At 64.3% G+C, this 26,969-nt stretch carries 24 protein-coding genes; 16 read left to right on the top strand and 8 right to left on the bottom strand.

Going from position 1 to position 26,969, the window contains the following annotated elements; translation table 11 throughout:
- The first annotated feature begins 130 nt into the window (after window positions 1-130).
- Window positions 131-1,858, top strand: a complete 1,728-nt coding sequence (locus IB275_RS16070; RefSeq protein WP_192295969.1) for a SulP family inorganic anion transporter — start codon at window positions 131-133, stop codon at window positions 1,856-1,858.
- Here IB275_RS16070 and IB275_RS16065 read toward each other — a convergent pair.
- From IB275_RS16065 to IB275_RS16040, 6 genes are all read right to left on the bottom strand, one after another.
- Entirely contained in the window at window positions 1,855-2,871 is a 1,017-nt protein-coding gene (locus IB275_RS16065; RefSeq protein ID WP_192295968.1) for a DUF2955 domain-containing protein, read from the bottom strand. The genes IB275_RS16070 and IB275_RS16065 overlap by 4 nt on opposite strands.
- Window positions 2,861-3,985, bottom strand: a complete 1,125-nt coding sequence (locus IB275_RS16060; RefSeq protein WP_192223471.1) for an HlyD family secretion protein — start codon at window positions 3,983-3,985, stop codon at window positions 2,861-2,863. Before IB275_RS16060 ends, IB275_RS16065 begins: the two co-directional genes overlap by 11 nt.
- Window positions 3,982-5,502: an efflux transporter outer membrane subunit gene (locus tag IB275_RS16055; protein WP_192295967.1), complete on the bottom strand. Its 1,521-nt coding sequence runs from the start codon at window positions 5,500-5,502 to the stop codon at window positions 3,982-3,984. Before IB275_RS16055 ends, IB275_RS16060 begins: the two co-directional genes overlap by 4 nt.
- A gap of 13 nt (window positions 5,503-5,515) precedes the next feature.
- The gene (locus IB275_RS16050) at window positions 5,516-6,619 is read right to left on the bottom strand and encodes an AI-2E family transporter (protein WP_192295966.1); all 1,104 of its coding nucleotides are present in this window, start codon (window positions 6,617-6,619) and stop codon (window positions 5,516-5,518) included.
- Window positions 6,620-6,630: 11 nt separating this feature from the next.
- Complete coding sequence (locus IB275_RS16045) at window positions 6,631-8,457, bottom strand: monovalent cation:proton antiporter-2 (CPA2) family protein (RefSeq protein WP_192295965.1); 1,827 nt, start codon at window positions 8,455-8,457, stop codon at window positions 6,631-6,633.
- 334 nt (window positions 8,458-8,791) lie between these two features.
- Window positions 8,792-9,520, bottom strand: coding sequence for a hypothetical protein (locus IB275_RS16040; protein ID WP_192295964.1), 729 nt, complete (start codon window positions 9,518-9,520; stop codon window positions 8,792-8,794).
- Window positions 9,521-10,045: 525 nt separating this feature from the next.
- Here IB275_RS16040 and IB275_RS16035 point away from each other — a divergent pair.
- Window positions 10,046-10,351 (top strand): hypothetical protein, encoded by a 306-nt coding sequence (locus tag IB275_RS16035; RefSeq protein WP_225607814.1) that lies wholly within the window; start codon window positions 10,046-10,048, stop codon window positions 10,349-10,351.
- Window positions 10,320-10,505: an IS3 family transposase gene (locus IB275_RS16030; protein WP_225607807.1), complete on the top strand. Its 186-nt coding sequence runs from the start codon at window positions 10,320-10,322 to the stop codon at window positions 10,503-10,505. The genes IB275_RS16035 and IB275_RS16030 overlap by 32 nt, the downstream gene beginning before the upstream one ends.
- 820 nt (window positions 10,506-11,325) lie before the next feature.
- Here the strand turns inward: IB275_RS16030 and IB275_RS16025 are convergent.
- Entirely contained in the window at window positions 11,326-12,039 is a 714-nt protein-coding gene (locus tag IB275_RS16025) for an SDR family NAD(P)-dependent oxidoreductase (protein ID WP_192295961.1), read from the bottom strand.
- Between the two features lie 87 nt (window positions 12,040-12,126).
- Here IB275_RS16025 and IB275_RS16020 point away from each other — a divergent pair, with 87 nt between their 5' ends.
- The 6 genes from IB275_RS16020 (at window position 12,127) to IB275_RS15995 (ending at window position 19,094) form a co-directional block, all read left to right on the top strand.
- Window positions 12,127-12,996 carry a LysR family transcriptional regulator gene (locus tag IB275_RS16020; RefSeq protein WP_192295960.1) on the top strand — a complete coding sequence of 290 codons (870 nt, stop codon included), beginning with the start codon at window positions 12,127-12,129 and terminating at the stop codon, window positions 12,994-12,996.
- A gap of 350 nt (window positions 12,997-13,346) precedes the next feature.
- A complete protein-coding gene (locus IB275_RS16015; RefSeq protein ID WP_225607815.1) occupies window positions 13,347-15,401 on the top strand; it encodes an ATP-binding cassette domain-containing protein in 2,055 nt (684 codons plus the stop codon).
- A gap of 8 nt (window positions 15,402-15,409) precedes the next feature.
- Entirely contained in the window at window positions 15,410-16,456 is a 1,047-nt protein-coding gene (locus IB275_RS16010) for an ABC transporter substrate-binding protein (protein ID WP_192295958.1), read from the top strand.
- The gene (locus IB275_RS16005) at window positions 16,453-17,370 is read left to right on the top strand and encodes a homocysteine S-methyltransferase family protein (protein ID WP_192295957.1); all 918 of its coding nucleotides are present in this window, start codon (window positions 16,453-16,455) and stop codon (window positions 17,368-17,370) included. The genes IB275_RS16010 and IB275_RS16005 overlap by 4 nt, the downstream gene beginning before the upstream one ends.
- Window positions 17,367-17,825, top strand: coding sequence for a peptide-methionine (S)-S-oxide reductase MsrA (gene msrA / locus IB275_RS16000; RefSeq protein ID WP_192295956.1), 459 nt, complete (start codon window positions 17,367-17,369; stop codon window positions 17,823-17,825). Before IB275_RS16005 ends, msrA begins: the two co-directional genes overlap by 4 nt.
- A gap of 96 nt (window positions 17,826-17,921) precedes the next feature.
- Entirely contained in the window at window positions 17,922-19,094 is a 1,173-nt protein-coding gene (locus IB275_RS15995) for an MFS transporter (protein ID WP_192295955.1), read from the top strand.
- Between the two features lie 50 nt (window positions 19,095-19,144).
- Here IB275_RS15995 and IB275_RS15990 read toward each other — a convergent pair whose 3' ends face one another.
- Window positions 19,145-19,837, bottom strand: coding sequence for a CGNR zinc finger domain-containing protein (locus tag IB275_RS15990; protein WP_192295954.1), 693 nt, complete (start codon window positions 19,835-19,837; stop codon window positions 19,145-19,147).
- A gap of 293 nt (window positions 19,838-20,130) precedes the next feature.
- On the opposite strand from IB275_RS15990, the gene IB275_RS15985 reads away from it, so the two are divergent.
- From IB275_RS15985 to IB275_RS15955, 7 genes are all read left to right on the top strand, one after another.
- Complete coding sequence (locus IB275_RS15985; protein WP_192295953.1) at window positions 20,131-20,742, top strand: biotin transporter BioY; 612 nt, start codon at window positions 20,131-20,133, stop codon at window positions 20,740-20,742.
- A gap of 42 nt (window positions 20,743-20,784) precedes the next feature.
- A complete protein-coding gene (locus IB275_RS15980; protein WP_192295952.1) occupies window positions 20,785-21,489 on the top strand; it encodes an energy-coupling factor ABC transporter ATP-binding protein in 705 nt (234 codons plus the stop codon).
- On the top strand, window positions 21,489-22,139 hold the full coding sequence (locus IB275_RS15975) for a CbiQ family ECF transporter T component (RefSeq protein WP_494514413.1): 651 nt from the start codon (window positions 21,489-21,491) through the stop codon (window positions 22,137-22,139). Before IB275_RS15980 ends, IB275_RS15975 begins: the two co-directional genes overlap by 1 nt.
- The gene (locus tag IB275_RS15970; RefSeq protein WP_192295950.1) at window positions 22,136-23,356 is read left to right on the top strand and encodes an acyl-CoA dehydrogenase family protein; all 1,221 of its coding nucleotides are present in this window, start codon (window positions 22,136-22,138) and stop codon (window positions 23,354-23,356) included. Before IB275_RS15975 ends, IB275_RS15970 begins: the two co-directional genes overlap by 4 nt.
- Window positions 23,357-23,457: 101 nt before the next feature.
- Complete coding sequence (locus IB275_RS15965; RefSeq protein WP_494514412.1) at window positions 23,458-24,255, top strand: SDR family NAD(P)-dependent oxidoreductase; 798 nt, start codon at window positions 23,458-23,460, stop codon at window positions 24,253-24,255.
- 14 nt (window positions 24,256-24,269) lie between these two features.
- Window positions 24,270-25,574, top strand: a complete 1,305-nt coding sequence (locus IB275_RS15960) for an NtaA/DmoA family FMN-dependent monooxygenase (RefSeq protein ID WP_192295948.1) — start codon at window positions 24,270-24,272, stop codon at window positions 25,572-25,574.
- Window positions 25,575-25,584: 10 nt separating this feature from the next.
- A complete protein-coding gene (locus tag IB275_RS15955) occupies window positions 25,585-26,952 on the top strand; it encodes an LLM class flavin-dependent oxidoreductase (RefSeq protein WP_192295947.1) in 1,368 nt (455 codons plus the stop codon).
- The last annotated feature ends 17 nt before the right edge of the window (window positions 26,953-26,969 follow it).

Here is a 26,969-nt window from a genome sequence, read left to right as displayed (position 1 = left end):
ATCCGCCGGCGGCGCGGAAACTATCGTGACCGGCTCGACACTGGCAGTACGGCCGCTGATCTACGCTGTAGACGATACGGTTGCCGCTTCGCTGGGCCTTTTGTCGTCTTCGCCAGGAGCCACTTCCCCGATGTCCGAAACCCCGTCGCAATTCCGATCCGGCTTCGACTGGCAGCGCTGGCTGCCCGGCCTCGTCACCCTGCGCAACTACCAGGCGAGCTGGTTGCCCAGGGACGTGGCCGCCGGGCTGGTGCTGACCACCATGCTGGTGCCGGTGGGGATTGCCTATGCCGAGGCTTCCGGCGTGCACGGTATCTACGGGCTGTACGCGACCATCATCCCGCTGCTGGCCTACGCGCTGTTCGGGCCGAGCCGGATCCTCGTGCTCGGCCCCGATTCGGCGCTGGCCGCGCCGATCCTCGCGGTGGTGGTGCAGTACGCGGCGAGCGACCCGCAGCGGGCCATTGCCATCGCCAGCCTGATGGCGCTGGTGTCCGGTGCGGTTTGCATGATCGCCGGCCTGCTGCGCCTGGGCTTCATCACCGAACTGCTGTCCAAGCCGATCCGCTATGGCTACATGAACGGCATCGCACTCACGGTGCTGATCAGCCAGTTGCCCAAACTGTTCGGCCTGAAGGTCGACAGCGAAGGACCGCTGCGGGATATCTGGCAACTGGGCCAGGCACTGATGGAGGGGCGCGCCAACTGGACGAGCTTCGCGGTGGGCGCCGGCAGTCTGGTGCTGATCCTGCTGCTCAAGCCCTACAAGCGCATTCCGGGCATCCTTATCGCGGTCATCCTGGCGACCCTGGCGGTCAGCCTGTTCGACCTCGGCAACCAGGGTGTCAAGGTATTGGGGCAGCTGCCGCAAGGGCTGCCGTCGTTTGCCTTCCCCTGGGTGACCGATATCGACCTGGTGGAAGTGGTGCTGGGCGGCGTCGCCGTGGCCCTGGTTTCCTTCGCGGACACCAGCGTGCTGTCGCGCACCTATGCGGCGCGACTGAAAAGCCCGGTGAACCCCAACCAGGAGATGTTCGGCCTGGGCGTGGCAAACGTCGCCTCAGGGCTGTTCCAGGGCATCCCCATCAGCAGCAGTTCCTCGCGTACCCCGGTGGCCGAAGCTGCGGGGTCGAAAACCCAACTCACCGGCATCATCGGCGCGCTGGCGGTGACCTTGCTGTTGCTGGTGGCACCGAACCTGATGGAGCACCTGCCCAACAGCGCGCTGGCCGCGGTGGTGATCGCCGCCGCGCTGGGCCTGTTCGAGTTCGCCGACCTGAAACGCATCTACCGCATGCAGCCCTGGGAGTTCTGGCTGTCGATCAGTTGCTTCGTCGGCGTGGCGGTGTTCGGCGCCATACCCGGCATCTGCATCGCCGTGGTGATCTCGGTGATCGAATTCCTCTGGGACGGCTGGCGGCCGCACCATGCGGTGCTCGGCCGGGTCGATGGAGTGCGCGGCTATCACGACGTAACGCGTTACCCGAATTCCCGGCGCATACCCGGACTGGTGCTGCTGCGCTGGGATGCGCCGCTGTTCTTCGCCAACGCCGAGCAGTTCCAGAATCAGGTGCTGGCGGCGCTGGACGAGTCACCGACGCCCGTACAGCGGCTGGTGATCGCCGCGAGCCCGGTGACCAGTATCGACGTGACGTCTGCCGATATGCTCGCCGAACTGGACAAGGTGCTGGAGCAGCGGGGCGTCGAGCTGCAGTTCGCCGAGATGAAGGACCCGGTGAAGGACAAGATGAAGCAGTTCGAGCTGTTCGAGGGCCTGGGCGAATCGGCGTTTCACCCGACGCTGGGCGCCGCCGTGGATGCCTACCTGGCCGACTCCGGCGTGGACTGGAAGCCCTAGGCCGCGCGGGCCCGCGCGCGGCGGCCATCGATCCAGATGAGCATGCCGCTGGCGTAGAGCGACACCACGAGGAACAGCGCCATGCGGATCGCGAAGGCGCGGTAGACGTCCTGGCCGCCGGCGCTGTCCGCCACCGACTGGCCAAGCAGGATCAGCATGGTGGTCAGGCAGCTGACCCAGTACGCGGGGCTCTTGCGCGTGGCCACGGCGGCGTACAGCCGACGGCCTTGCCAGAGGGTGAACAGCAGCACCCAGAGGAAGAACATCCACAGGTGCACGAACAGGCTCAGGGCGCCCCACACCATAATCGCCAGCACGCCGGCCAGCAGGGTGGAGCCGATCAGCTCGCGGCTGGCATGGCGCGCACGGGTTTCCCCCGCCTGCTGGCCGAGGCTCACGGACTTCATGATCAACGGCATGAAACGGTCCGGCGCGATGATCGCCAGGAGGAAGGCGGGCATCACGATCAGCGTGGCGCGCAGGGCGATCCAGGCGGCTTCCTGCTCATTGGGCAGGGGCGGGGCTGGGGGGGAGGGCGCATCCGCGGGCTCCGGGAACAGGGCGTGGGCCACGGCGGTGCTCAGCACGGCCAGCAGCATGCCCTTGGCCAGCGCCTCGACCACCGACAACGCCAGGGTGAAGTCACTGGTGCCGGCGGCGGCGATCATGGTCAGGCCGATCACCAGCAGGTTCGCCAGCAGGCCGTTGCCACCGCGTAGCGCATAGCGGAACACGCAGTACAGGCCGACGCCGACCAACAGCACGCCGCTGAGGGGCGCGTGGCGCAGCAGCGGGATCAGCAGCAGGCCAATGCCGCAGCTGAGCATTACCAGCACCGCCAGGGCCGGAGCCGCCTTGAGCGGCAGGGCCTGGGCGCGCATCGCCAGCAGGAGCACGGCAAGCACGGGGGCGAGGAACGGGATCGGCATGCCGATCCCGTAGCTGGCCGCCAGGCACAGCGCCGTGCCCCAGGCCAGCCGGAGCGCACGTTGGCGACGCAGTTCAATAGGCATACGACAGCCAGCTCATCAGCCACATGAACACGCGGCCGAGCAGGTTCAGCGGATTGCCTTCGCTGGGCAGCGCCATGACTTCGGCCTGACCGCCCACGCGCAGGCCGGCCGGGCTCTCCAGCTGGTCGCGGTCCAGCTCGACTATCACCGGGAAACGCTGCGCCGAGCGCAGCCATTCGCGGCTGTTCTGCACCGTCGGCAGCGAGCCCGGCGGCGTGCCCTGGCCGACGCTGACGCCGTAGCCGATGCTGCGGACACGCCCGGTGAGCAGCTCGCCCGGCAGCGAGTCGAGCACCACCAGCACCGGGGTGCCGTTGCGCAGGTGGCCGAGATTGTTCTCGGTCATGTCGGCGCTGATCCACAGGTCGTGGATGGCGATCAGGGTCATCACCGGGCTACCGGGGCCGACATAGTGGCCGACGTCGGTGCGCAGGTCGGTGATCAGTCCGTCGGAGTCGGCGCGCACCGTGGTGCGGGCAAGATCGAGGCGGGCCTTGGCGACGTTGGCCGTGGCGCTGCGCAACTGGGCGTTGTCTTCATCGTGGCCGCCTTGCTGTTCGCGGGCGCGCTCGACTTCGGCGCGGGCCGCCGCGACCTGGCTGGCCGCCTGTTCGCGGGTTGCCTGCGCGCTTTCCAGACGGCGCACGGAAACCGTGCCGGGGTCTTCCTGGTAGAGCCGCTGCAGGCGCTCGGCATCCTGCCGGGCCTTGCGCTCATTGGCCTGGGCGGCGGCGAGCGAAGCCTGGGCGGAGTCGATACCGGCGGTGCTCGCGCCGATCTGCCGGCGCACCGTGTCCAGGTCCGCCTCGGCGCGCTGCAGGGCGATGCGGTACTGCTCCTGGTCCAGTTCGAAGAGCACGTCACCCTTGCGCACTTCCTGGTTATTGCCCACGGCCACGCGCTTCACCGGGCCGGCCACCTCGGCGCTCACCGCGACCACGTAGGCCTGCAGCCGCGCCTGCTGGGTATAAGGCGTGAAGCGATCGGCGAGCAGGTACCAGACCAGGCTGACGACGATCAGCAGCAACACCAGGCGCATGCCGCGATCCGGCGCGGATTTGCCGGGGGCGGGAGGCGAGGGCGGTGCCGGCGGGGTAGCGGGGGTGTCGCTCATTTCGGGCTTCCTTGATCCTTGGCGGCTGGGGAGGGCTCATCGAGCAGGTCACCCCAGTCGGTGCGTTGCTGCATCTGTTGCCGGGTAGCGGAATCGATGGGCGCGCGCTGGCTGTCCCAACCGCCGCCGAGCGCCTTGTACAGCGCCACCAGGCTGCTGACCGCGTTGCCACGACTGACCAGGTAGCCGTCCTGCTGTTGCAGCAGCAGTTGCTGGGCATCGAGCACGCGCTGGAAGTCGGCGAAACCTTCGCGGTACTGCGAGCTGGCGAGGCTCAGCGAGCGTTGCGCCGCCTGCGAGGCCTGTTCGCGGATGCCGGCGCTCTGCAGCGAGCGCACGAGGCCACTGGCAGCGTCGTCGGCTTCGCGCGCGGCGTTGCGCACATCCTGCTGGTACAGCTCGATCAGTTGCTGCAGGCGCGCATCTTCCACGCGCACGGCGTTCTTGCGCCGGCCGTAGTCGAAGGGATTCCAGACCAGGCTCGGGCCGGCGGCGAGGTTGAAGCTATCGGGCAGGTTGCTGGCCGAGACGAAGCTCCAGCCGAGACTGCCGATCAGGCTCAGCGACGGGTACAGGTCGGCCTCGGCAACGCCCACCAGCGCCGACTGCGCGGCCACCGCCTGTTCGGCCGCGCGGATGTCCGGGCGGCGCTGCAGCAGGCTGGCCGGCACATCCTGGAGGATCGCGCCATTGGGCATCGGCAACTGGCCGTGGCGTGCGAGCAGCTCCGGCATCTCGCCCGGCGGGCGGCCGAGGAGGGCGCAGAGAATGTTGCGCAGTGCGTTTACCTGGTTCTCGAATTCGGGGATGGTCGCTTTGGTCGCCAGGTACTGGGTACGCGCCTGCTGCCAGTCCAGCTCGTCGTTTTCTCCGTGGCGGAACAGCCGCTCGGTGATTTCCAGGCTGCGCTCCTGGCGCCTGGCGTTCTCGCGGGCGATATCCAGGCGCGCCTCGGCGGTACGCAGGCCGAAGTAGGTGTCGGCGACCTGCGCGCGCAGCAGCACCATGGCGTCGGCGTAATTGGCCTGGGAGGCGAAATACACCGCGTCGGCCGACTCGATGGCGCGGCTGAAGCGCCCCCAGAAGTCGATCTCCCAGCCGATATCGAAGCCGACGCTGGATTGCCAGAACACCGAGTCCCGCGCACTGGGCGCGCCGTGCTGGTTCTGCTTGAGATAGAGGCTGTCGGCGCTGATCTGCTGCAACTGCGGATAACGCCCGGTCTGGGCGATGGCCAGTTGTGCGCGCGCCTCGGCGATGCGCAGGCCGGCCACGCGCAGGCTGGTGTTGTGCGCGTCGGCCTCGGCGATCAGCGCATCCAGGGACGGGTCGGCGAAGACCGTCCACCAGCGGCTGAAATCCGGCGCAGCCGCACGCTGGCCGGCCTGCTCCAGCAGCGGTGTGCTCCAGCCGTTCAGCCACGGCTGCTCTGGCTTCTGGTAGTCCGGGCCGACCTGGGTGCAGCCGCCCAGCAGGGCGGCGAGGATCAGGATGCCGCGTGTGACGCGCTCTGCCATGGCGATCCCTGGGTCATTCGGCCGGCGTGGCGGGCTTGTCCATCTTCGGCACCTGCTGGTCCACCCATTGCCAGAACAGCTTGTAGGTCACGGCGAGGATCACCGGGCCTAGGAACAGGCCGATGATGCCCTTGACCACCATGCCGCCGAGGGCGCCGATCAGCACCACCGGCATCGGCACGTCGACGCCGCGCCCGAGCAGCAGCGGCTTGAGCACGTTGTCGGCGAGCCCGGCGACGAAGATATAGATGGCGAACACGATGGTCGTGCCGGTGAAACCTTCGGTACTCAGCACATAGATGATGACTGGCAGGGTGACCAGGCTCGCCGGTGCCTGGGCGATGCCCAGCACTAGCACGATCAGCGCAAGGATGCCCGCGCCGGGGATGCCCTTGATGACGAAGCCGATGCCGATCAGCAACATCTGGATGAAGGCGATACCGATCACTCCCAGGGCCACTGCACGGATCGTTGCGGTACACAGCGCAGCGATGTGCAGACCGCGCTCCGCGCCGGAAATCCGCTGGGCGATGCGTTGTGCGGCGATGGTGCCCATCTCGCCGAAGGCCATGATGATGCCGGAGATGATGATGGCGCCGACGAACAGCAGGAAGGCCCCGCCGGCACTGGCGGCGGCGCCCAGCAGCATGCGCCCGGCGTCCTTGATGTTGGGCATCAGGCCGCGCAGCACATCCGTGAGGCTGGTGGAAGCGGCCAGCCAGAGGTCATAGACGCGCGGACCGATCAGCGGCCACTCGGCCACCGAAGGCTGGGGCGCCGGCACGTGCAGGGTGCCGCTCTTGAGGATGTCGCCGACGCTGCCGGCGGACTCGGTGATGGACATTGCCATCAGGTAGATCGGCACAATCAGCACCAGCAGCACGAAGAGCACCAGCAGCGTGGCGGCGTGGCCATCCTTCAGGCCGGTGCGCGCCTTGATCCTGCACAGCACAGGATAGAGGGTGACCGCGAGGATCACCGACCACAGCATCAGTTCGAGGAACGGCTGGAACACCTCGAAGGAGAAAATCACCAGGGCGGCGACCAGCCCGGCCTTGATGAGTATGTCGAGCATGCCCTGGGAAAGGGCTCCGTCGAGCTTGAATCCTGGTTGCATGGCTGTTCTCCTCAGGCGGGGCGGTCATTGCGCTGTTCGGCGCCTGGTTGGGGTGGTACGGGTGGTTGTGGGGTGGGTGGAGTGACACCGGCAAGGCCGCTGCCATCGTCGGCGAAACAGCCACCCGGTTCGTCGTCGCGGCCCTGGCGGTGCAGTTCCAGCAGCGATTGCACTTCCTGTAACTGGTAGCGGCGCACCCAGGCGGCGGCCTGTTCCTCGCTCACGCCCAGTTCGATAAAGGCGCGGCGTCCCATCTCCAGGCTGGAGTGGAAGGTCTCGCGCACCGGGTTGGCGCCCCGGTCGAGTAATTGCAGGACCTGCTGGCGGTTCAGTGCGCGGGCGATCACCCGGGTCCTGGGGTAAAGGCGGGAGAGGGCGTCCACGGTGTTCAGGTTGATCTGCGGGTCGTCGGTGGCGACTATCACCAGTTCCGCCTCGCCGACCTTGGCGGCGTGGAGGATTTCCGGGCGCGTCGGGTCGCCGTAGTACACCGGCACGCGACCTTCCTTGCCTTGGCGAACGATGGCATCCATCGAGGTATCCAGCGCCACCACCGGCACACCCTGGGCCTGCAGCAGGTTGGCGACCACCCGCCCCATACGGCCCATGCCGGCTATCACCACGCGCGGCTCGTCGCTGACGTCCGGCGGCCCATCCGGCACCTCGCCGACGGACGCATCGCCGCGCAACTGACGGACCAGCGCCATCATCACCAGCGGCACCACGGCCATCGACAGAGTGATGACCAGGACCAGTACGTCATGCACCCGCTGCTCCAGGAGTTGGTGATCCAGGGCTAGCTTGAACACCACGAAGGCGAATTCGCCACCGGACGCGAGCACCACGCCCAGGCAGAGCGCCTCGGAACGTTCCAATCCGCCGGTGAAGCGCCCCAGACCGAACAGCAGCGGAAGCTTGATGGCGACTAGTAGCATGGTCAGGCCCAGTACTAGCAACGGCGCGTCGAGCAGCAGGCTGAGGTCGGCAGTCATGCCCACGCCAACGAAGAACAACCCGAGCAACAGCCCCTTGAGCGGCTCGATCTGGGATTCCAGTTCATGGCGGAACTGCGACTCGGCCATCAGCATGCCGGCGAGGAACGCACCCAGCGCCATGGAGACACCCACGTGCTCCATGATCCAGGCGGTGCCCAGCACCACCAGCAGCGCGGTGGCGGTGGAGAGTTCGCGCAAGCCCGAGCCGACCGCCCAGGTGAACACCGGGCGCAGCAGGTAACGGCCGCCGATGATCACGATGCCGATGCCCACGGCAACCGTCAGTAGTGGGCGCACGCCCTCGTTGGAAGGGTCGCCACTGCCTGCCAGCAAAGGCACCACGGCGATCAACGGAATGGCGGCGATGTCCTGGAATAAAAGGATGCCCACGGCCAGCCGGCCATGCGGTTTGCCCAGTTCCTTGCGCTCGGCCAGCACCTGCAGGCCGAAGGCTGTGGAGGAGAGCGCCAGGCCTACGCCCAGTACCACCGCTGCGGCGGGCGACTGGCCGAATAGCAGGAAGGCGATCAGCCCGAGCACCAGGGCTGTCAGTCCTACCTGCAGCGACCCCACGCCGAACAGCGAGCGGCGCATCATCCACAGGCGCCGCGGGGAAAGCTCCAGGCCGATGATGAACAGCAGCATCACCACGCCCATCTCCGAGAGGCGGCTGACGTTCTCCGGGTGGCTGACCAGGCCCAGCACGGATGGGCCGATCAAAATGCCGGCCAGCAGATACCCCGGCACGGCGCCCAACTTCAGGCGTTGCGCCAGAGGTACGAGAATGACGACCGTCAGCAGGAAGATTACCGTCGCCTGCAGCAGGCTCCCGTCATGTGGCATTCATCAGCCCTCTTGTGATTCCTTGCGGGCCTCTTGGCCCTGTCGATACTGCCCGGCAGGTGTACTCCCGCCGGCTGCTTCCTGGCTGCCACGTCACCCCCGCTCCCAGGGCTTCTCTGGGGAAAGAGAGCAGGGTGCTTGCATCTGCTACTGCGCCGCTCAGGCACACGCTTCGCACAGGCCTCACGTTGTGGAGGACCTGGCGGGTGCTGATCGGTGAGAAATGAGTATGGGTGATCCGCAGCTTTTTGCCGGCCGGCGAGCTTAAGTCGCTATCACCCACCTAGAAAGGCAACTCCAGCAGATTCAAATACTTACGATGGCTCGGGGGAAACTAGAGCTTCCAGATCGGACCGTAGCTGCCAAAGCAGGCGTTCGACAGGGCCTGCGGGCGTACGCCGTGGGTTTCGTATCCGCCGAATTCGTTGATTTCCAGGGTCAGCTGCGGGGTGAGTTCCCTGCCGCTTTTCAGTCGAACGCTGTCGAACACCTGCAGTTTCTTGCCCGTGTTGACCACGCTGGTTTCCATCCAGGCGTCGGGCGTGCTGCCTTCATCCAGGCGCGCCAGCAGTGCGTTGTAGAGCGGCAGGTAACGACCATCGGGAGCCTTGCAGTCGATATTGATCTTCTTCACCAGGGCCTCGGCCTCGGCGGAGCTGAAATACAGGCGGCTGCCGAAATCACGTTGCAGCCTGTCGACGTAGCTGCCCTGACTATCGTTCTTCGCGGCAGCCGTCATCGGTTGTGGGGAAAGGTCCGCCAGACACGACTGCCGGCTTTTATAGAAGGTGTGAGAAACGCGAACACCCGTGGGCTTGTAGATCGCCGAGGTGATCAGCACATCGCCACTGGCGCTGAGGTGCTCGCCATCAGGGACGTACTCGCCGCCGTTGCCCCAGACGCCATCCGGCAGCCCCTTGGGCCAGGCAACGCAGCTCGGTTGAGAAGTATCGCGGAGCAGTTCGTAGACCGCCCCCTGGAGGAAGGCCCCGGAGTCGTTGGCAAGAGCGAAGCAGGAAGTCAGTGAAAGACAGGAAGCGATGAGCAGTCGAATCCGATTCAAGTAGCATCTCCTGATGGCCCGTCGGCGCTCCGGCAGGCGTACGCCACAAAGAATAGTCGGCCTTGCGGCAGATGATGCTCGAACTGCGACATTGGCAGGCGGATGAAAGGGCGGGCGCCTGCCAATGGCGGCTGGGCATGCGGAACGCAATCGCGGACCGAATCCGCTCCTGCGCCGATGGCGGACCGGAGCGGATTCATCTGCGCAGCACTGGCATCACCTTACTGCTCGGCCACTGGCACAGGGTGGGGTCGAAGTGGTGGAAGGTCTGGTCAATCAGGCCGAAGTTGGCTGGAAAATCAATCCCTGGGGTGGTCTGTCCCGGGCTGAGTGGACACTGACTTAAGGTGGATAATGTCCACCGCAAGGAGTGTTCATGACCCAGGCCAGACGACGTTTTCCCGAATCCTTCAAGCGCGAGGCGGTAGACCAGGTGCTTGCCGGCACGCCGCTTCGTCATGTAGCCGACACCATGAGGTGAATGGGATCTATGGTCATCGTCGAATCAAGGCCGAGTTGGCGGCCATGGGGCATGCGTGTGGTCGCCACCGGGTTGCTCGACTGATGCGCAAAGCCGGTCTGCGCGTTCGCTCGCGCAAGCGCTGGCGGCTGGTTTCCAGCAGTCGTCATGCTCTGCCGATTGCCCCGGATCAACTGGATCGCCAGTTCGTCTCGGATCGCGCCAATCGGCTCGGGTCGAGGCAGCCAATACTGCGCGTACGACTGCCAGGCCTTACTTCGGCGACATCGAATCGTGCCCAGCCATTCACGTCCCGGGAACTGCTGGGACAACGCCGCGATGGAGAGCTTCTTCCGTTCGCTGAAGGCTGAGCGGGTGTACCTGACGCGCTGTGCCAGCTACTACGAGGCGAAAACCGACCTGCTCGACTACATCCGCTTTTACAATCACCGTCGCCGCCACTCGACGCTGGGCTATCTCAGTCCGATGGAGTTTGAGCGGCGAAATGTGAGCAGTAGCTCTTAACTGCCTGTCCACCAGTTCCGGGACAGACCACCCTTAGCCTGCGTTGGTAGCGGTCGACGGCAGCGCTGCTTGGCAAGTCTCGCCACACGAGTGTCTGGTCACGCAATAGATGCTCTGCGCTTTTGATCAAAGAATGCAGTCCGTTTCCGAGACGACATCGCGACCACCGGGGATCTTCATTCCCTTGGGGTAGCGGGCGTCGCCAAGACTTCACTGACCAGTGATCACGCAAGGCTGAATAACAAGAATGAATGCCTCCGCTCGCGAATTCTCCACACGAGAACCTGAAACCCTGGTGGAGTGCCTGCTCCGCTGGGAGCAACTTAAACCGGACAGTGTCTATCTGGTGCAGCCGCTGGAAAGCGCATCCGAGATGAGTTTCACCTGGCGCGTTGTAGCTGATCAGGCGCGCCGCATGCCTGTTCGCACCGCTGTCCACGGTTTGGGGGTGGGCCGTCGCCCAGGGGCTGGGGCAGGGCGCTCTGACCTCGGTCGCACTGACGCTCATTGTGCTGCGCTCGCGAAACGCGCATATCGCTGCTGAGCTGTCGAGCATGGTACAGGGCGTGGGTTACGGCCTCGGTGCCTCAGGGCCTCTACTGGTTGGTCTGCTGCATGGTGCGAGCGGGAATTTCGTCACTGTGGGTTGGTTGTTTGCCAGTGTCGGAATGGCGGCAGTCGTGTTCGGCGTTCTCGCCGGGCGTGCCAGGCATGTCAAGGGCGAGATCTACGAAGTGCGTGTGGTTGAGCGAATCGTCACCGAAATATAGAGCGTGCTTGCGCTGTACGGTTGAGCCGGCGCTCCCTGCCGCTTTGGCCGTCAGCGCAACGTGTAGCCGCCGTCCGGAGAAAGGGTTGCTCCAGTCATGTAGGGGTTGTTCAGCAGAAACAGCGCAGCATCAGCAGCATCTTCGACCGTGCCTACACGTTTCAGCAGAGTGGACTGGGCGTAGTGGGAGAAGGCGCTTTCGCGCAGCTTCGGATTGCGGCTCTGCCACAGTTCACCGTCCAGCGTTCCGGGAGCGATGACGTTCACCCGGCGCGGCGCGAGGTCCACCGCCAATGCCCGAGCCAGGCCTTCGATCGCGCTGTTGCAGGCCGCGTAGGAAGCTGCTCCCGGCACAGGACGTGCTCCCGCGGCGCCGCCGACCAGCACGATGCCGGCCTCAGGCGCGAGAGCGGGGAGGGAGGTCTGCACCGTCCAGTACTGCGGCCAGAACTTGCGCTCGAAGGCGCTGCGCACTTTCTCTTCGTCCTGCTCGGTGAAGTCGGCGACCTGGTAGCTGGCCGCCGGCGTGAACAGGCCATCGACGCGGTCAAGGCGCGCGAAGAAATCACGCAGCGAGATGCGATCGGTGTTGTCCACCGGATAGCCTTCGGCGTTGTCGCCAAGGCTGTCGACTACCCAGGCCAACCGCGCTTCGTCGCGTGCACCGAGAACGACACGCGCACCCCGTTGAACTGCCAGTCTTGCGGCTCGCAGGCCGATCCCGGACGTGCCGCCGATGATCACTAGAGTCTTGCCTTCGAACATGTGATTCTCCTGTCGATGAGGCTGCCGATTGTAGGGACGACCCTGCGTGACAGGGTTTCACCCCGGCGGTGACGCAGAGGGAAGTCGATGGACGATTCGATAGCCGGACTACGAGCCTTCGTGGCATTCGCGGAGAGTGGCGGGTTCACTGCCGCCGGTGAGCGTCTGGGTCTTTCACGCTCGGCGGTGAGCAAGGCAGTGACGCGCCTTGAAGAGCGCCTGGGTCGCCGGCTGGTCGACCGTTCCAGCCGCAGCCTGCAGCTGACCGAAGAGGGCGGTTTGCTGCTGCAGCATGGGCGCCGCGTGCTTGATGAGCTGGACCTTGCCGCACAGGCGTTGCACGCGACAGACGATGAGGTTTCCGGTCTGGTGCGCATCGATCTGCCGCCCCTGTACGGTAGGCAGGTCGTGATGCCGATACTGCGGGATGTCAGCGATAGGTATCCACGGCTGCGTTTTGACCTGGGTTTTTCGCCTGTGGCCAGCGAGTTGGTCGCTGAAGGCGTGCACCTGGCGGTGCGTATTGGCGTTCTGCCCGATCGTGCCGAACTCATTGCGCGATCGCTCGGCCGGCAGCCAACTCGCTTGTACGCGGCCCCGGTTTATCTGCAGGCAAACCCGCCTGTGCGGGATCCTGCGGACCTTTCCTTGCAGCGCTGCCTGCTGGCGGATGTTCATGACGATTGGGAGTGGCTGCCGGGAGCGCCGAGGCTCCGCGGACCATTCGTGCTGCGCGACACCTGCGCACTGCTCGAAGGTTGTATCGCCGGGCTGGGAGTCGCGTGTTTGCCCGACTGGCTCGCTCGGCCCTATGTGGCTCGAGGCGAGCTGATCCCTGTGTTGCCGGAGCATCCGGGGCCCGTGCTTCCCATTCATGTCATCTGGCCCAGGGGACGGTACTTGCCGGCTCGCGTGCGGGTAGTGATTGATGCGCTGGTCGAGATGCTGGCGGATTGAGTTCATTGCTGCTGGTCGGAGTCCGTGATCGCCGATGAAGCGCGTTGCACATTTCGATCTATCCCCACAGCTCATTCCCAATGAGGATTCTGTCGACTGGGTGGCTCACCCTGGCGCCTTGGATAGCAGGGTTTCTTCCGCGCTGTTGTTCACCCAACAGCAGCCGTACAGCGATGCTGCTTTAGCAGCATGCCGTTTACGTCAAAACGCAGGCAGGCCCTGGAATACGTGAGGTCTGGCCGATTGGCATGAAGTCTGCCCTGTCCCCTGTAATCTCATGAATTCCAGGGGCCGATGTGAGCGCTGATGAATACCCACTGATTGCCAGTGACCAAGTGGATGCCACTGCGCTGCAAGGCGCGGATGGACGAAGTGTTGCTTTTGCTTCTGATCCTACTGCCGATATCGCGCTGGAATTCCGCGCGGTGACCAAGCGCTACGACGGTGGTCGGTCAGATGCGAAGAACGCGGTTACACAAGTGAGCCTCGCGGTGCAGCGCGGCGAGGTGCTCTGCCTGATGGGCACCTCCGGTAGCGGCAAGTCGACCCTGCTGCGACACGTCAATCGGTTGATAGAGCCCAGTAGCGGCGACGTGCTGATTGATGGCGAGGTGCTGGGCAACCTGACGCTTCCAGCGCTTCGTCAACTGCGTTCGCAGCGCATCGGCATGGTGTTCCAGCACTTCGGATTGCTGCCGCATCGCAGCGTGCGCGACAACGTTGCCTTACCACTGGAACTGCGGGGGGCGCCGGAAAGCGAGCGGCACGCGGCTGCACAACGACAACTGCAGGCCGTAGGGCTGGGAGAGTGGGGCGAGCATTTCCCCCATGAGTTGTCTGGCGGCATGCAGCAGCGTGTCGGGCTTGCCAGGGCGCTGGTCACCGACCCCGAGATCCTGCTGATGGATGAACCGTTCAGCGCGCTGGACCCGACCATCCGCCGCGATCTGCAGGGCCGCTTCCTGCAACTGGTACGCGAGCGTGGCATCACGACCCTGCTGGTAACCCACGACCCTGGTGAAGCGTTGCGCCTGGCAGACCGCATTGCCGTGCTGCGCGCTGGCCGACTGATTCAGGTCGGCACCCCCGGTGAACTGCTCGAACACCCAGCAGACGATGGTGTGGCGGATTTCTTCGACGAGCGACCGCATATCAGTCCGACCGCGCCATCTTCCGAGAAAGAGCCGGTCGTCGCTTCACTGGCTTCTACCCTGGACGAGCCCACGATGCATGGTTGGGCTCGTCAGGTCCTGCTGGGCCCGGTGGCGCTGGCGTCCGCCGGGCGAAATGGCCTGTTCTGGCTTGCTCTGCTGGTCGAGTTGACGGCCTTGGCCTGGCTCGCTGGTGCGTGGCGCGAGGGGCCCGGGTGGACACTGGCCTTCGCACTGGCAGCGCTGCTGGTCAATCGTGCTGCCAGCGCCGGGCTAAGCCAGCAGGGCCACAGACGAGACTCGCACGGCGTGGGATTGCCCCTGGCGCTGCTGCTCACGAGTCAGGCACTGACGCTTTGGCGCGCCCTGACGCCTGATGCCGCTGGAGCGCTGCTGCAGTTCCCCGCCGACCGCGACAGCATGCTGGCGGTCGCCGGTGCCATCGACCGGTTGATCGGCTGGTCACAGTTGACCTTCGAGAGTGCCTTCGTCGGTGTGATCGTCGCAGTGCGTACGGTCATCGAGGGCGTCGAAGGCGCGCTGGGCTGGATTCCCTGGCCTGTACCGGCGCTGGCCCTGGTCTACCTGGCCTGGCGTTCTGCCGGAGCGGCCCTGGCCCTGACCAGTGCGCTGGCCCTGGGCTACATCGGCCTGTTCGGCTTTTGGGAGCGCACCGTTTCCACCATCGCTCTGGTCGGGTCTTCGGTGCTGCTATCGCTGCTGATCGGGATTCCCATGGGCATCCTGCTGGCCAAGCGGCCACTGGCGCGGCGCGTGATCACACCGCTGCTGGACGTCATGCAGACGCTGCCGACCTTCGTCTACCTGATTCCGGCGGTGGCCTTCTTCTCCGTCGGCAAGACACCGGCGGTAATTGCAACGGTGATCTTCGCCCTTGCGCCGATGATCCGTCTCACCGCCCTGGGCATCCGGGAGGTGCCCAAGGCCGCCGTGGAGGCCGCAGTCGCCCACGGCGCAACGTCCTGGCAGACGCTTACCCGCGTCGAGTTGCCACTAGCCTCTAGCTCCCTGTTGCTGGGGGTCAACCAAACCATCGTGATGAGCCTATCGATGGTCGTCGTGGCAGCGCTGATCGGTGCCGGCGGCCTCGGTTACGACGTCATGACCGCCTTGCGCAACATCAAGGGCGGGGAGGGTGTCCTCGCCGGCATTGCCATTGTTTTCTGTGCCCTGGTGCCCGACCGGATCATCCAGGCATCCCTTCGCAAACGTCATCATCCCACTCAGGAGTAATACCTTTCATGGCCAGATTACTTTCCCGCGCCCTTGCCGGAGTCGCCTTGCTGGGCACGCTGGTGCCAGCCACGGCAACCTTCGCCAAGGACAAGATCGTGATCGGCGAGCAGAACTGGACCGGCGCCATCGCCATCCAGTACATCCTCGGCGACATCATCTCCAGCCGTCTCGACGGTGACGTCTCCTACCTGGCCGGTGACCTGCCGGTGCTGTTCGCCGCCGCCGCCAAGGGTGACGGTTCGGTGGACGTACTTACCGATATCTGGCTGCCGAACCAGTCCGCAGCCTGGGCCAAGTACGTCACCGGTGGCACCCACTCGCTGACCCCCAACAAGCAACCTTATGTCGGTGTGCAGGGCTTCTACATTCCTGGCTACATCCAGGACAAGTACAACGTGAAGTCGGTGTACGACCTGAAGAAGCCTGAGGTCGCCAAACTGTTCGCGCCACTGGGTGGCGGCAAGTCGCAACTGCTGGTCGGCCCCGCGGGCTGGGAGTCGACCTACATTGGTCAGATCAAGGCCAAGGACTTCGGCTTCGACGGCAACTTCGAGTCGGTCTCCACCGAGGCATCGGTGACCTACGCCAAGCTCGATGCAGCCTACAAGGCCGAGCGCGGTGTAATTTTCTACGCCTATACACCGGACTGGATCTTCTCAGCGTACGACCTGCGCCGTCTCGATGAGCCGCCGTTCGATGGCTATGCCCAGGACAACAAGAAGGGTGATCCGCTGTATAAGGCTGACGGCTGCTGGAAGTTCATCAGTCCGACCGTCGATGCCGACTGGCTGAGCAAGAGCAGCGTCACCTGCGCCTATCCCGATGCGAAGGTGCACATACTGGCGTCTTCCACCCTGCAGCAACGCGCGCCCCGGATCGCCGCGTTCCTGGAAAACGTGAGCATTGATCCGACGTCTCTGAACGATCTGATCCTCAAGATCGAACGTGAGAAGCAACCGGCGGATGCAGCGGCCAAGGCCTGGGTTGCGGCCAATCAGGCGACCGTCGACCGTTGGTTGAGTGCCGCCGGCGCCAAGGTGGCCGCGCAATGAGTCACTGGACTCTGCTCGATGGTGGAATGGGGCGTGAGCTCAAACGCATCGGTGCGCCGTTCCGGCAGCCGGAGTGGTCCGCCCTGGCGCTGTTGGAAGCACCGGAATACGTGGCAAAGGTGCATCGTGCATTCATCGCCGCTGGCGCAAGGGTGATCACCACGAACAGCTATGCCGTGGTGCCGTTTCATATCGGCGAAGAGCGTTTCGCCAGTTCCGGACGGGCCCTGGCTGGGCTTTCCGGCGAGCTCGCCCGGGGCGCCGCCGACGAGGCTGGCACTTCAGTGCGGGTTGCCGGTTCCCTTCCGCCAGCGCTGGGATCCTACCGGCCGGACCTGTTCGACGCGGACCGTTCCCAGGCGATCCATCGTGAACTGATCGCCGGCCTGGCACCGCATGTCGACTTCTGGCTGGCGGAAACCCAGAGTTCCCTGGCCGAGGCGCGTGCCGTGAAGGCGGCCCTGGACGGCGAGAGCAAGCCACTCTGGCTTTCCTTCACACTGCAGGACGCGGATGACGTGAAAGCAGAACCCCTGTTGCGCTCGGGCGAGAGCGTGGAGCAGGCGGTTCTCCTGGCCCTTGAGCTGGGTGCCAGTGCGTTGCTGTTCAACTGCAGCCAGCCGGAAAGCATGGGCGTTGCGATTCTTCGTGCCCGGCAGGTGCTGACGGACCAGGTGCGCGAACTGCCACTTGGCGTCTATGCCAACGCCTTTCCTCCAGTGCGCGAGGACGCCCAGGCCAACGACACCCTGCTTGATATCCGCGCTGACCTTGGACCTGCGGCGTACCTGCAGTGGGCACAAGAATGGATCGATGAGGGCGCCGCCATTATCGGAGGCTGCTGTGGCATTGGCCCGGAGCACATCGCCCAGCTCAACGAGCATCTGCTGGCCAGTGAGGAGGGGAGACCATGAGCGAATCACAACGGGCGACATTTGGTGCAGGGTGCTTCTGGGGAGCCGAGGCGGCTTTGCGCAAACTTGATGGGGTGATAGACAGTCGTGTCGGCTACGCGGCGGAAGCTGGCCGGGAGGCCCCGCTGATTGAAGTGGTGCAGGTAGATTTCGCCCCGGAGGTGATCAGCTATGCGGCACTGGTCGAGGCCTTCTGGGGATTGCATGATCCAACCTCGGTCGATCGCCAGGGCGAGCATGTGGGTGTGAAGTACCGCTCCGCGATCTTCACGCACTCTGCTGCTCAGGCGGAGACAGCAGACGCGGCGCGTGCGCAGCTTGACGGTTCGGGCCGTCATCGCCGACCGATTACCACGGTGGTGGTCGAGCTGGGACGCTTTGAGCTGGCGGACGAGGAGCAGCAGCGCTACCTGGAAAAGAACGGGCTTGCGACATGCTCCATCGGAGCTGAATAGATGACAGGCTGGTGGCGCTTTTGCGTGGCCAGCCTGTCATTGAACGTCGGCCCCCGTCCCGGAGGCAGGGTGTCGAACTCTTGCAGAGGAAGACCCATGGAGAGTCCGGGCTTCGAACCAACGGATCGGCAGCGCTGGGGTGTACTGGCCAGGATCAACACCTCCTCGGCGCTTTCCCAAATCGTGCAGATTGGCACCATCACACCGCTACTGTCCTTGTCGATGGAACGGCAGGGCGTCGACCCTGCACGGATCGGTCTTGTGGTCAGTGCTTCCTGGCTTGCCATTCTGGTGCTTTACCGCCTGGTCCCTCGTTTACTTGTCCTGTTCGGGCTGGCGCGAGCGTCGATCATCAGCGCTGCCCTGACGGTAGTAGCGGTGCTTGGCATGTCCTTGACCCGGGAGCCGATGCTGCTCTTCATGTTGAACTTCGTGCTGGGTATCGGGCTCATTCTGCGCTGGATTGCGAGCGATACCTGGATAGTGCTCGTTGCGCAGCGAAGCGAGCGTGGCCGTGCCATTGGTATTCACGAAACCCTGATGGGGCTGGGCATTGCCGTGGGGCCATTGCTGCTGTCGCTGCTGGGGGTGGAGAGTTCCACTCCTTACTTTGCGTGCGCGGCGCTCGCCGGTGTCTCCGGAGTCGTGGCCTGGACCCTGAGGGATGTCGCGGTGGCACCTGGCATCCCGATGGATAAAAAGCCCAGGGGCGTGCTCGGAATAATTCCCCTTGCCCTGTGCGGAGCTTTCATCGCCGGCTTCAGCGAAACCTCCTCGATTACCTTCCTCGCCAGCTACGGCCTGGCAGCAGGTTACCTGCTGGCGACAGCCACGTTGTTGGTTGCCACATTCGGGGCCGGCGGGACGGCGCTTCAGCTCCCCATCGGCTGGGTGGCTGACCGCAGTTCATACAGGGCGGCGCAGTTACTGTGTGGGCTGGTGCTGGTCGGTGGGGCAATGCTCATCGCTCTGTGCCTGCCATATCCGTGGCTCGCTGCATTGGCCGCGTTCGTCTGGGGCGGCGCCATCGGCGGAATGAACACCCTGGCGGTGATCGAAGCTGGCGAACGAGTCGGCGAACAGCAACTGTCGACGGCCATGACCGCCATCGCGTTGTTCTACACCCTGGGCAGCATTGCGGGCCCGATCATCACGGGCGTTGTCATTGGTGCGCTGGGTGAACAGGGGCTGGTCGCGTCGGTAGGGGCGGTGGGGCTGCTGTTTGTGCTCGCTTTGGCGCTGTATCCCGGCTCTTCGCCCCGGCAGTGAACTTGGGGAAAGAGCATGGCGACCAGCTCCTCGGACCTCGTGAGCAGCGATCAGTCGATGTCCTCCGGCTGTTGCTGGCGTTGACGGTATCGCGCAGTGGCGTGGCGAGCACCACAGTTGGTGGAGCACCAGTGCCGATCCCCTCGACGTGAGCGGTCGACAAAGATGACTGGGCATATATGGCTGGCGCACTCCCGAATGCGCTCGGCGTATTCGCCGGAGAACAGTTCGATGGCATCTCGCGCCAACATCGACAGGACCTGTGCCTGCGAGATGCTTTCCGGCACTCGACGAGAACGGCCGTCCGCTGCCAGTTGCGCAACCGGTACCGGGTGTTCTGCGTACTGGTTTATAGCCCGTACGTCGGTGGGCAGCGCATCCATCCCTTTTACGCGAGCCTGTGCCAAGCCATAGATCGCTCTGCGCAAGTCGCGCATTTGCTCCAGGTCGTTGGCGCTGAGCGTCTCGGTAACCGTCGGATAACCGATCTGCTGCAGCCAATCGTTCCACACCTCTGCCGTCATGATCCGGTCATAACGACGGCGGGTCCATTCGCCGAAGGTTTCCACCAGGAAGAGCGCTGGCGTACCACTGCGAAAATTGAAACGCAGATCCCGCTCGCTCAGGGTCGTACTTTCTTCCGTCATTGCAGATAGCGCCTCGCAGGTTTTCGGAGGGTGTGGTGCGGTAAATGGCTGCATCAGTTTGTAATGGGTAAACCCCATGACTTTGTATTCTATCATTGATGTTCATGTTATTGGTCAAATACATGACATTCTGGGCATGGAGCGCATCGTCCTGTTAGCCGTGAAGCCATGATCCAATCGTCTATATCTGGCTTCTATTCGATTGATAGCCTTCATAGTCGGCGAAATTCCGCCACTCTAGACGTGTTTTTTCACGAATGAAATTTAAAGGAATAAAAACGACAACTGATATATCAATATATCAAATCAATCTTTGCTCTCACGGCTCAGCTGGGTAGGATCGAGTTCAGTTAGTGTATTGACCAATAACTGTTTCGAAGAGTTCGCTGATGGATGATTCCGTACTTCCTAGCCACCGGCAGCCTGCCAAGGCCCGCCGTCCGCTCCTGCCACGAGACCTGGCGCTGATCGCGCTGTTCGCCGCCTTGATCGCTGTGCTCGGCTTGTTCGGCGTCCTGCCGTTGGGGCCCGTGGCAATAACCGCGCAAACCCTCGGCGTCATGCTCGCCGGCACGCTGCTGGGGCCCCGGCGAGCGGTGCTGGCCGTACTGTGCTTCCAGGCATTGACGCTGGCCGGACTGCCATTGTTGTCAGGAGGACGTGGTGGTTTGGCGCCTCTGTTCGGGCCTTCCGCCGGATTTCTGCTGGGCTGGCTGCCAGGGGTGGCGGTGATTGCCTGGATGGCGCCGCGCGATGGGCGCCACTACTCGCTCGGACGTGCCCTGTTGGCGAACTTCGTGGGTGGCATCCTGGTGATCTATGCCGCCGGCTTGCCGGTTGCAGCCTGGCGGCTTGGGAGTGGCCTGGGCGCATCCGTACTGGCTGCCGTGGAGTTTCTGCCGGGCGACCTGCTCAAGGTGGTGCTGGCCTCCCTGATCGGCCGCTCGCTGTTCCGCGCCTTCCCCATTCCGCCCGCCGGTGTTCGGCGCGGCGAATCCTGAGATACCCCTTTCCTACGCAATCGAATACTGAGGTTCCCAGCGGTGATTTCCATTCGAAACCTGAGCCACAGCTTCGGCGATTGGCCCGTGCTGCACGACATAAACCTGGAGCTCAAGGAGCAGCGAATCGCTTTCATCGGCGCCAATGGCAATGGCAAGTCGACCCTGGCACGTATGCTCAATGGCCTGCTGATCCCGCAGCAGGGCGATGTCGTGGTGAACGGCGTTGAAGTGCGCCGCCATCCTGTCCAGGCTCGTCAGCGGGTAGGGTTCATCTTCTCCGATGCCGATAGCCAGATCATCATGCCAACCGTTGCGGAAGATGTTGCCCTCGGCCTGCGCCGTTTCGGCTACGACAAGCTGCGAACCCAGCGTGAAGTCGATGCGTTGCTGGCCCGCTTCGGTCTGCAGGAGCACGGCGAACATTCAGCGCACTTGTTGTCGGGCGGGCAGAAACAGATGCTCGCACTCGCCTCGGTGCTGGCCACGCAGCCACAGATACTGATCTGCGACGAGCCCACGACATTGCTCGATCTTCATAACGTCGAGATCTTCGTCGATACCCTGCGCCGGCTGGAGCAACAGGTCATTCTCCTGACCCATCAACTGGAGATCATCGAGGACTTTGATCGCGTGGTCGTCATCGACCGCGGACGGGTGTTTTACGACGGCCCGCCAGCAGAGGCGGTGTCCCGCTACCGCGCCCTGATTCGTGCTCGGCGGGTTCCCCAGGAGCTTTCGGCATGATGGGTCTGTTCAAGCCCGGTAGCTCGTGGCTGCACCGATTGACTCCCGGCTGGAAGTTCCTCGGCCTCCTGGCGCTTTCTGCCGGGTTGTCTCTGACCACCCTCTTGCCCGCCCAGCTAGCCTGGCTGGCACTCTTCCTGGCGTTGTATCTGCAGGCTGGTCTCGGGCTGCGACCCGCCTTCGCCGCGTCGCGCGGCTTGGCGCCGTTCGTGGTGCTGATCATGCTGGTGCAGGTGTTCACGCAGGACTGGAAAGCCGGCGCACAGCTATCGCTGACCATGTACAACGCCATCCTGCTTGCGGGTCTGCTGACCCTGACCACAAGAGTTTCCAGCATGCTCGACCTGTTCGAGCGACTGCTGCGTCCCTTCGGTCGATTGGGTGTGGATACCTGGAAGGTGAGCCTGGTGCTGGCGCTGACCATCCGACTGATTCCAAGCGTGAGTCGTGCCATCGATATCTCGCGAGATGCCTGCAAAGCTCGCGGTTACGCACGGCCTGGCGTGCGTATCGTGCTACCGGTACTGGTGCGCCTGATTCGTGAAAGCGAGGCCGTTGGCGATGCCATTGCTGCCCGCGGGCTGGAAAGCGATCCCGCTGTGATCCTGGATGAGCCGGGTCGGCAGCAGGTTGGGAGCATCGCCCAATGAGCAATGTGCACATCATTCGCGAGGAGTCCGAAGTCGATTCGATTCTCGATCGGCTGGCGACCGCGGTCGCCGAAGGCGCTATTGAGCGCGATGCGACCGGGTCTCTGCCTGACGCAGCCATAGCTGCGATCGCCAGCAGTGGCCTGTTGGCCCTGAACGTGCCGCGAGCCTATGGCGGGGTAGAGGCAAGCGCTGTGACCATTGCCAGGGTCTACCGTCGCATCGCCGCGGCTGATCCAAGCGTGGCGCAAATATTCCAGCCGCACTATGCCGCCCTGGATGCGATAGGCCGGGTTGGCAGCGAACGCCAGCGTCGCTTCTTCTTTGCCGAAGCTCTGGATGGCGCCTGGTTTGGCAACGGCACCACGGAAATCGGCGTCAAGCGTGGCTATGAGCACTTCCAGACCAGCCTGCAGGAGATCGAGCCCGGTGGCGATTACCTGCTGGATGGGCGCAAGTACTACAGCACCGGTGCCGTGCATGCGCGCTGGATTGCGGTGATGGCCAAGGACCCCCAGGGGCGGATCGCAGTTGCCTATGTCGAGCGGCAGGCCGCTGGTGTGCGGGTCGAGCAGGACTGGAATGGTTTCGGCCAGCGTGGCACCAGCAGCGGCACCACCACGTTCGAGCGGGTAGAGGTGCCGCGCTGGCGGGTGGTCGAACGCTGGAGGCTGTTCGAACAGCCACAAAGCCATGGTGCCTTTGGTCAACTGCACCACATCGGGCTGGACCTGGGGGTTCTCGATGCTGCATTGCGCGACGGCGCAGAGTACGTTCGGCTGCGTTCTCGACCTTCCAGTGAGTCACCGTTTGCGAGCAACAGTGAAGACCCCGTGGTGATCCAGGCGTTCGGCCGTTTTGCCATCGCCCAGCGGGCCGCCTCGGCTCTGCTGGACGAAGCCGCACGGACCTATGACCGCCTCGACCCGCTACTGCGTGATCCCGATACCCCGCCCGACCAGGCGGCAGAGGCTGCCGCGCAAATTTCCCTGGCCGTTGCGGCCGCCAAGACTTTTGCCGCCGAGCAAGCGGTAAGTCTGAGCAGCGCGGTATTCGACTGGATGGGCGCGGGCGGTACGGCACGACCACTGGGGCTCGACCGCCACTGGCGCAACACTCGTACCCACTCCTTGCACGATCCTGCGCGCTGGAAGATCCACCACCTGGGCAATCACCTGCTCAACGGAATCCTGCCGCCCAATAGCGGCATTCTCTAAGACCTCTTTCCATAAACGATGACGCCCCTTCAGTGGGGTTGGGGGAACTTTGCATGGCAGTTTGGCTTGTTACTGGATCCAGCCGTGGGCTGGGATGGCACTTGGTAAAGGAGCTGCTTGCCGACGGGCATCAGGTAGCCGCGATTTCGCGCGTGATCGCTGTCGGTGAACCTGAGCATCCGCAGCTGTTGCGCCTTGCCGCTGACCTGACCGACCCGGTTCAGGTTGGTGAGGCAGTGGCAGTGACAGTGCAGCGCTTCGGACGCATCGACACGGTCATCAACAACGCGGGCAAAGGCTTGCTCGGGGCTATCGAGGAAGCCAGCGACGCGGAGGTTCGCGAGGTCTTCGAACTGAATCTGCATGGCGCGCTGAACGTTATCCGGGCTGTTCTGCCAGGCTTCCGTGCCCAGCGCGCCGGCAACCTGGTGAACATCAGCTCGCTGGCAGGCCTCTCTGGCGCGGCATCCTGGGGCGTCTATTCGGCCAGTAAGTTCGCCCTCGAAGGATTGAGCGAAGCGCTGGCCAAGGAAACGGCAGCACTCGGTGTGCGCGTTCTGATCGTCGAGCCCGGCATCCTGCGCACGGAGTTCCTCGAGGACCAGTCGCTGCTGACCAGTCATACGCGCATTGCCGATTACGAGGCAAGTTCAGGCGCGGCGCGGGGCGGGCTTGCCCAGAGCCGTGGCCAACAGCCCGGGGATCCGCAGCAGGCAGCGCGGCGCATCATCGCTCAGGTCGGCGCCGGCCTTCCGGCTGACGGGTTTGCTTCCCGGCTTATCCTGGGCTCGGACGCTGCGCGGGTCATCAGCGCCAAGCTGGCGCTGTTGCAGGGGCAGGTGGCCGCCAGCGCGCCGCTGGCCGGCAGTATTGATTTCGCCAGCGCGCCAGCAGCATGAGTCGCCGCGGGAAGATGCACCTGGCCCTGGTGACCGGTGATGCCGGTTTTCACCAGGCGGCTTGGCGACAGCCCGACAGCGCGGCGGAGCAACTCTGCGATCTGCAGCTGTTCCAGCGGCTGGCCCGGCGCGCCGAGGCGGCGGTGATCGACAGCCTGTTCGTGGCTGACGTCGCAGGCTTCGACCCGCAATCCCATGCCAGTTGGCCGACCAACCAGCTCGAGCCGCTGACACTGCTCTCGGCGCTGGCCGCAGTGACCTCGCGGATTGGCTTGATCGCTACCGTGTCGACCACGTTCACGCCTGCATACACCTTGGCGCGACAGGTCCTTTCGCTGGATCACCTGAGCCGTGGGCGTGCAGGCGTCAACATCGTGACCTCCCGTGGCGGGCAGCAGCTTTATGGACTCGAGCAGTTGCCCGCACATGCAGCCCGCTACCAGCGAGCTACCGAGACGCTGGAAGCGGCTCGGGCGCTGTGGGACGGCTGGGAGCCGGAGGCGATCTTGCTCGATCGCGAGGCAGGGCAATATGGCGATCCGCGGCGCATTCATGTGGCCGACTACCGTGGTGAGCATGTGCGCGTGAAGGGCGTACTGCCAACGCCGCGCTCTCCGCAAGGACGGCCATTGGTGGTGCAGGCAGGGTCTTCGGAGGAGGGCCGCGAACTCGCCGCGTGCTATGCGGATATCGTCTTCACCATGCAGGGGGATGTGGAGCAAGCAGCAAGCTTCTATCGCGACCTAAAGCACCGCGCCCGCAAGTACGGGCGAGACCCCGAGCACCTGAGGGTGCTGCAGGGGGTGACGCCGATCAGTGGCCCAACCATCGCCCAGGCGCAGGAGCAACAGCGAGCGCTCGCTGAGCTGACTGACCAGGAGCAGGCGCTTCGCCGGCTTTCAGGGCTGCTGAACGGTATCGACTGCACGTCCCTCGCACTGGACCAGCCGTTGCCCGAAGCGTTGCTACGACAGGCACGCCAGGGCGAACCCAGCACGGCCGCGCAGGAGCTTTTGGCGCTGGCGGTTCAGCAGCGCCCGCTTGGAGAGATCCTGCAACGGTTGGTGAGCTCACGGGGGCATTGGACGCCGGTGGGCAGCTACGAGCAGATCGCTGACCAGTTGCAGGAGCGCTTCGACGCTGGAGCAACCGATGGCTACGTGGTTTTGCCTGCGGATCTGAGCGCCTCCCTCGACGGCCTGCTCGACCATGTCATTCCTCTTCTGCAAGAGCGCCAGGTGCTGCGTAGCCAGTACCAGGGCGAGACCTTGCGCGAACACCTGGATCTTCCGTTGCCGGACTGGCAACGCCCCGTTTAAGGACTTTCCCATGAGCGACCTTTCTTCTGGCCGCGGTGCCAATGAGCTTTTCTTCAATGCTTTCGAACAGAACTGCGTTTCCCTGGCCTATCACGGAGTCTGGGCTCACCCGGAGTCCAAGCGTTTCGACTACACCCGCCCGCGCTTCTGGACTGACCTGGCCAGGACGCTCGAGCGTGGTGGATTCGACAGCATCTTCCTGGCGGATGTCGTGGGTGTACATGACATCTACCGAGGCGGCTACCAGACGGCGGTCAGCAGGGCGATGCAGTCCCCCGGGGGTGATCCGAGTGTGCTGATTCCGCTGATGAGCGCGGTCACAGAGCACCTGGGCTTCGTCTTCACCCAGTCCATCCTGCAGGAACCTCCGTTCAACTTCGCACGGCGGGTCTCGACGTTGGATCACATCACTGAGGGGCGGGTAGGCTGGAACATCGTCACCTCGCATCTGGCGAGCGCGGCGCGAAACCTTGGCTGGGGCGACCTGCCCGAGCATGACACCCGCTATGCCATGGCGGCGGAATACCTGGAAGTCTGCGGTCGGCTCTGGCAGCACAGCTGGGAGGATGATGCCGTGCTGCGTGACACGGTGCTGGGCCGCTATGCCAATCCTTCCAAGGTGCACCGCATCGATTTCGAAGGCCAGTACTACCAGGTTCCCGGTCCCCACTTGTCCGAGCCTTCGCAGCAGCGCACCCCAGTCCTGTTCCAGGCGGGCTCGTCGGAGGCCGGTCGGCAATTCGCGGCACGTAATGCCGAGGCCATTTTCCTCGACTCGACGACGCCTCTCGGGGCTCAGCAGATCATCGCGGATGTTCGCCGCCGCGCGTTGGCACTGGGGCGTGACCCTTCGAGCATTCTGTTCTTCCAAGGACTCACTTTCGTGGTTGGCGGCACCGATGAAGAAGCCAGGGCGAAGGATGCCAGCTACCGGGAATATCTCGATGAGGAAGCCTTCGCGGCGCAACTGAGTAGCGCGGCGGGCCAGGATATTTCGGCGGTGGATTTGAACACACCGTTGGAGAGCATTCGCACCAATACGCAGCAAGGCTGGCTGAACAGCCTTCGACAGTCAGCGCCCGACCAGAAGTGGACGCTTGGTCAGGTCCTGCTGTGGCGCCGCAACCGGCAGATTGTCGGCTGCCCCGAGCGCCTGGCCGATGAGCTGCAGAAATGGAAGGACGCCGGGGTGGATGGCATCAACGTCACCTACGTGATCTCTCCAGGCAGCTTCGAGGACTTCAGCGACGGCCTCGCGCCCGAGCTGCGCAAACGCGGCCTGCTCAAGCAGGAATACCGCCCCGGAACCCTTCGCCAGAAACTGTTCGGCAAGGGCGACCGCTTGCCGAGCAATCACCCATTGCAGCGTCGCGGCTGACCCCGTGCGTTGAGTAT

Source organism: Pseudomonas sp. PDM21 (assembly GCF_014852505.2).
GTDB lineage: Bacteria > Pseudomonadota > Gammaproteobacteria > Pseudomonadales > Pseudomonadaceae > Pseudomonas.
This window is presented reverse-complemented; position numbering and strand designations above follow the sequence as displayed.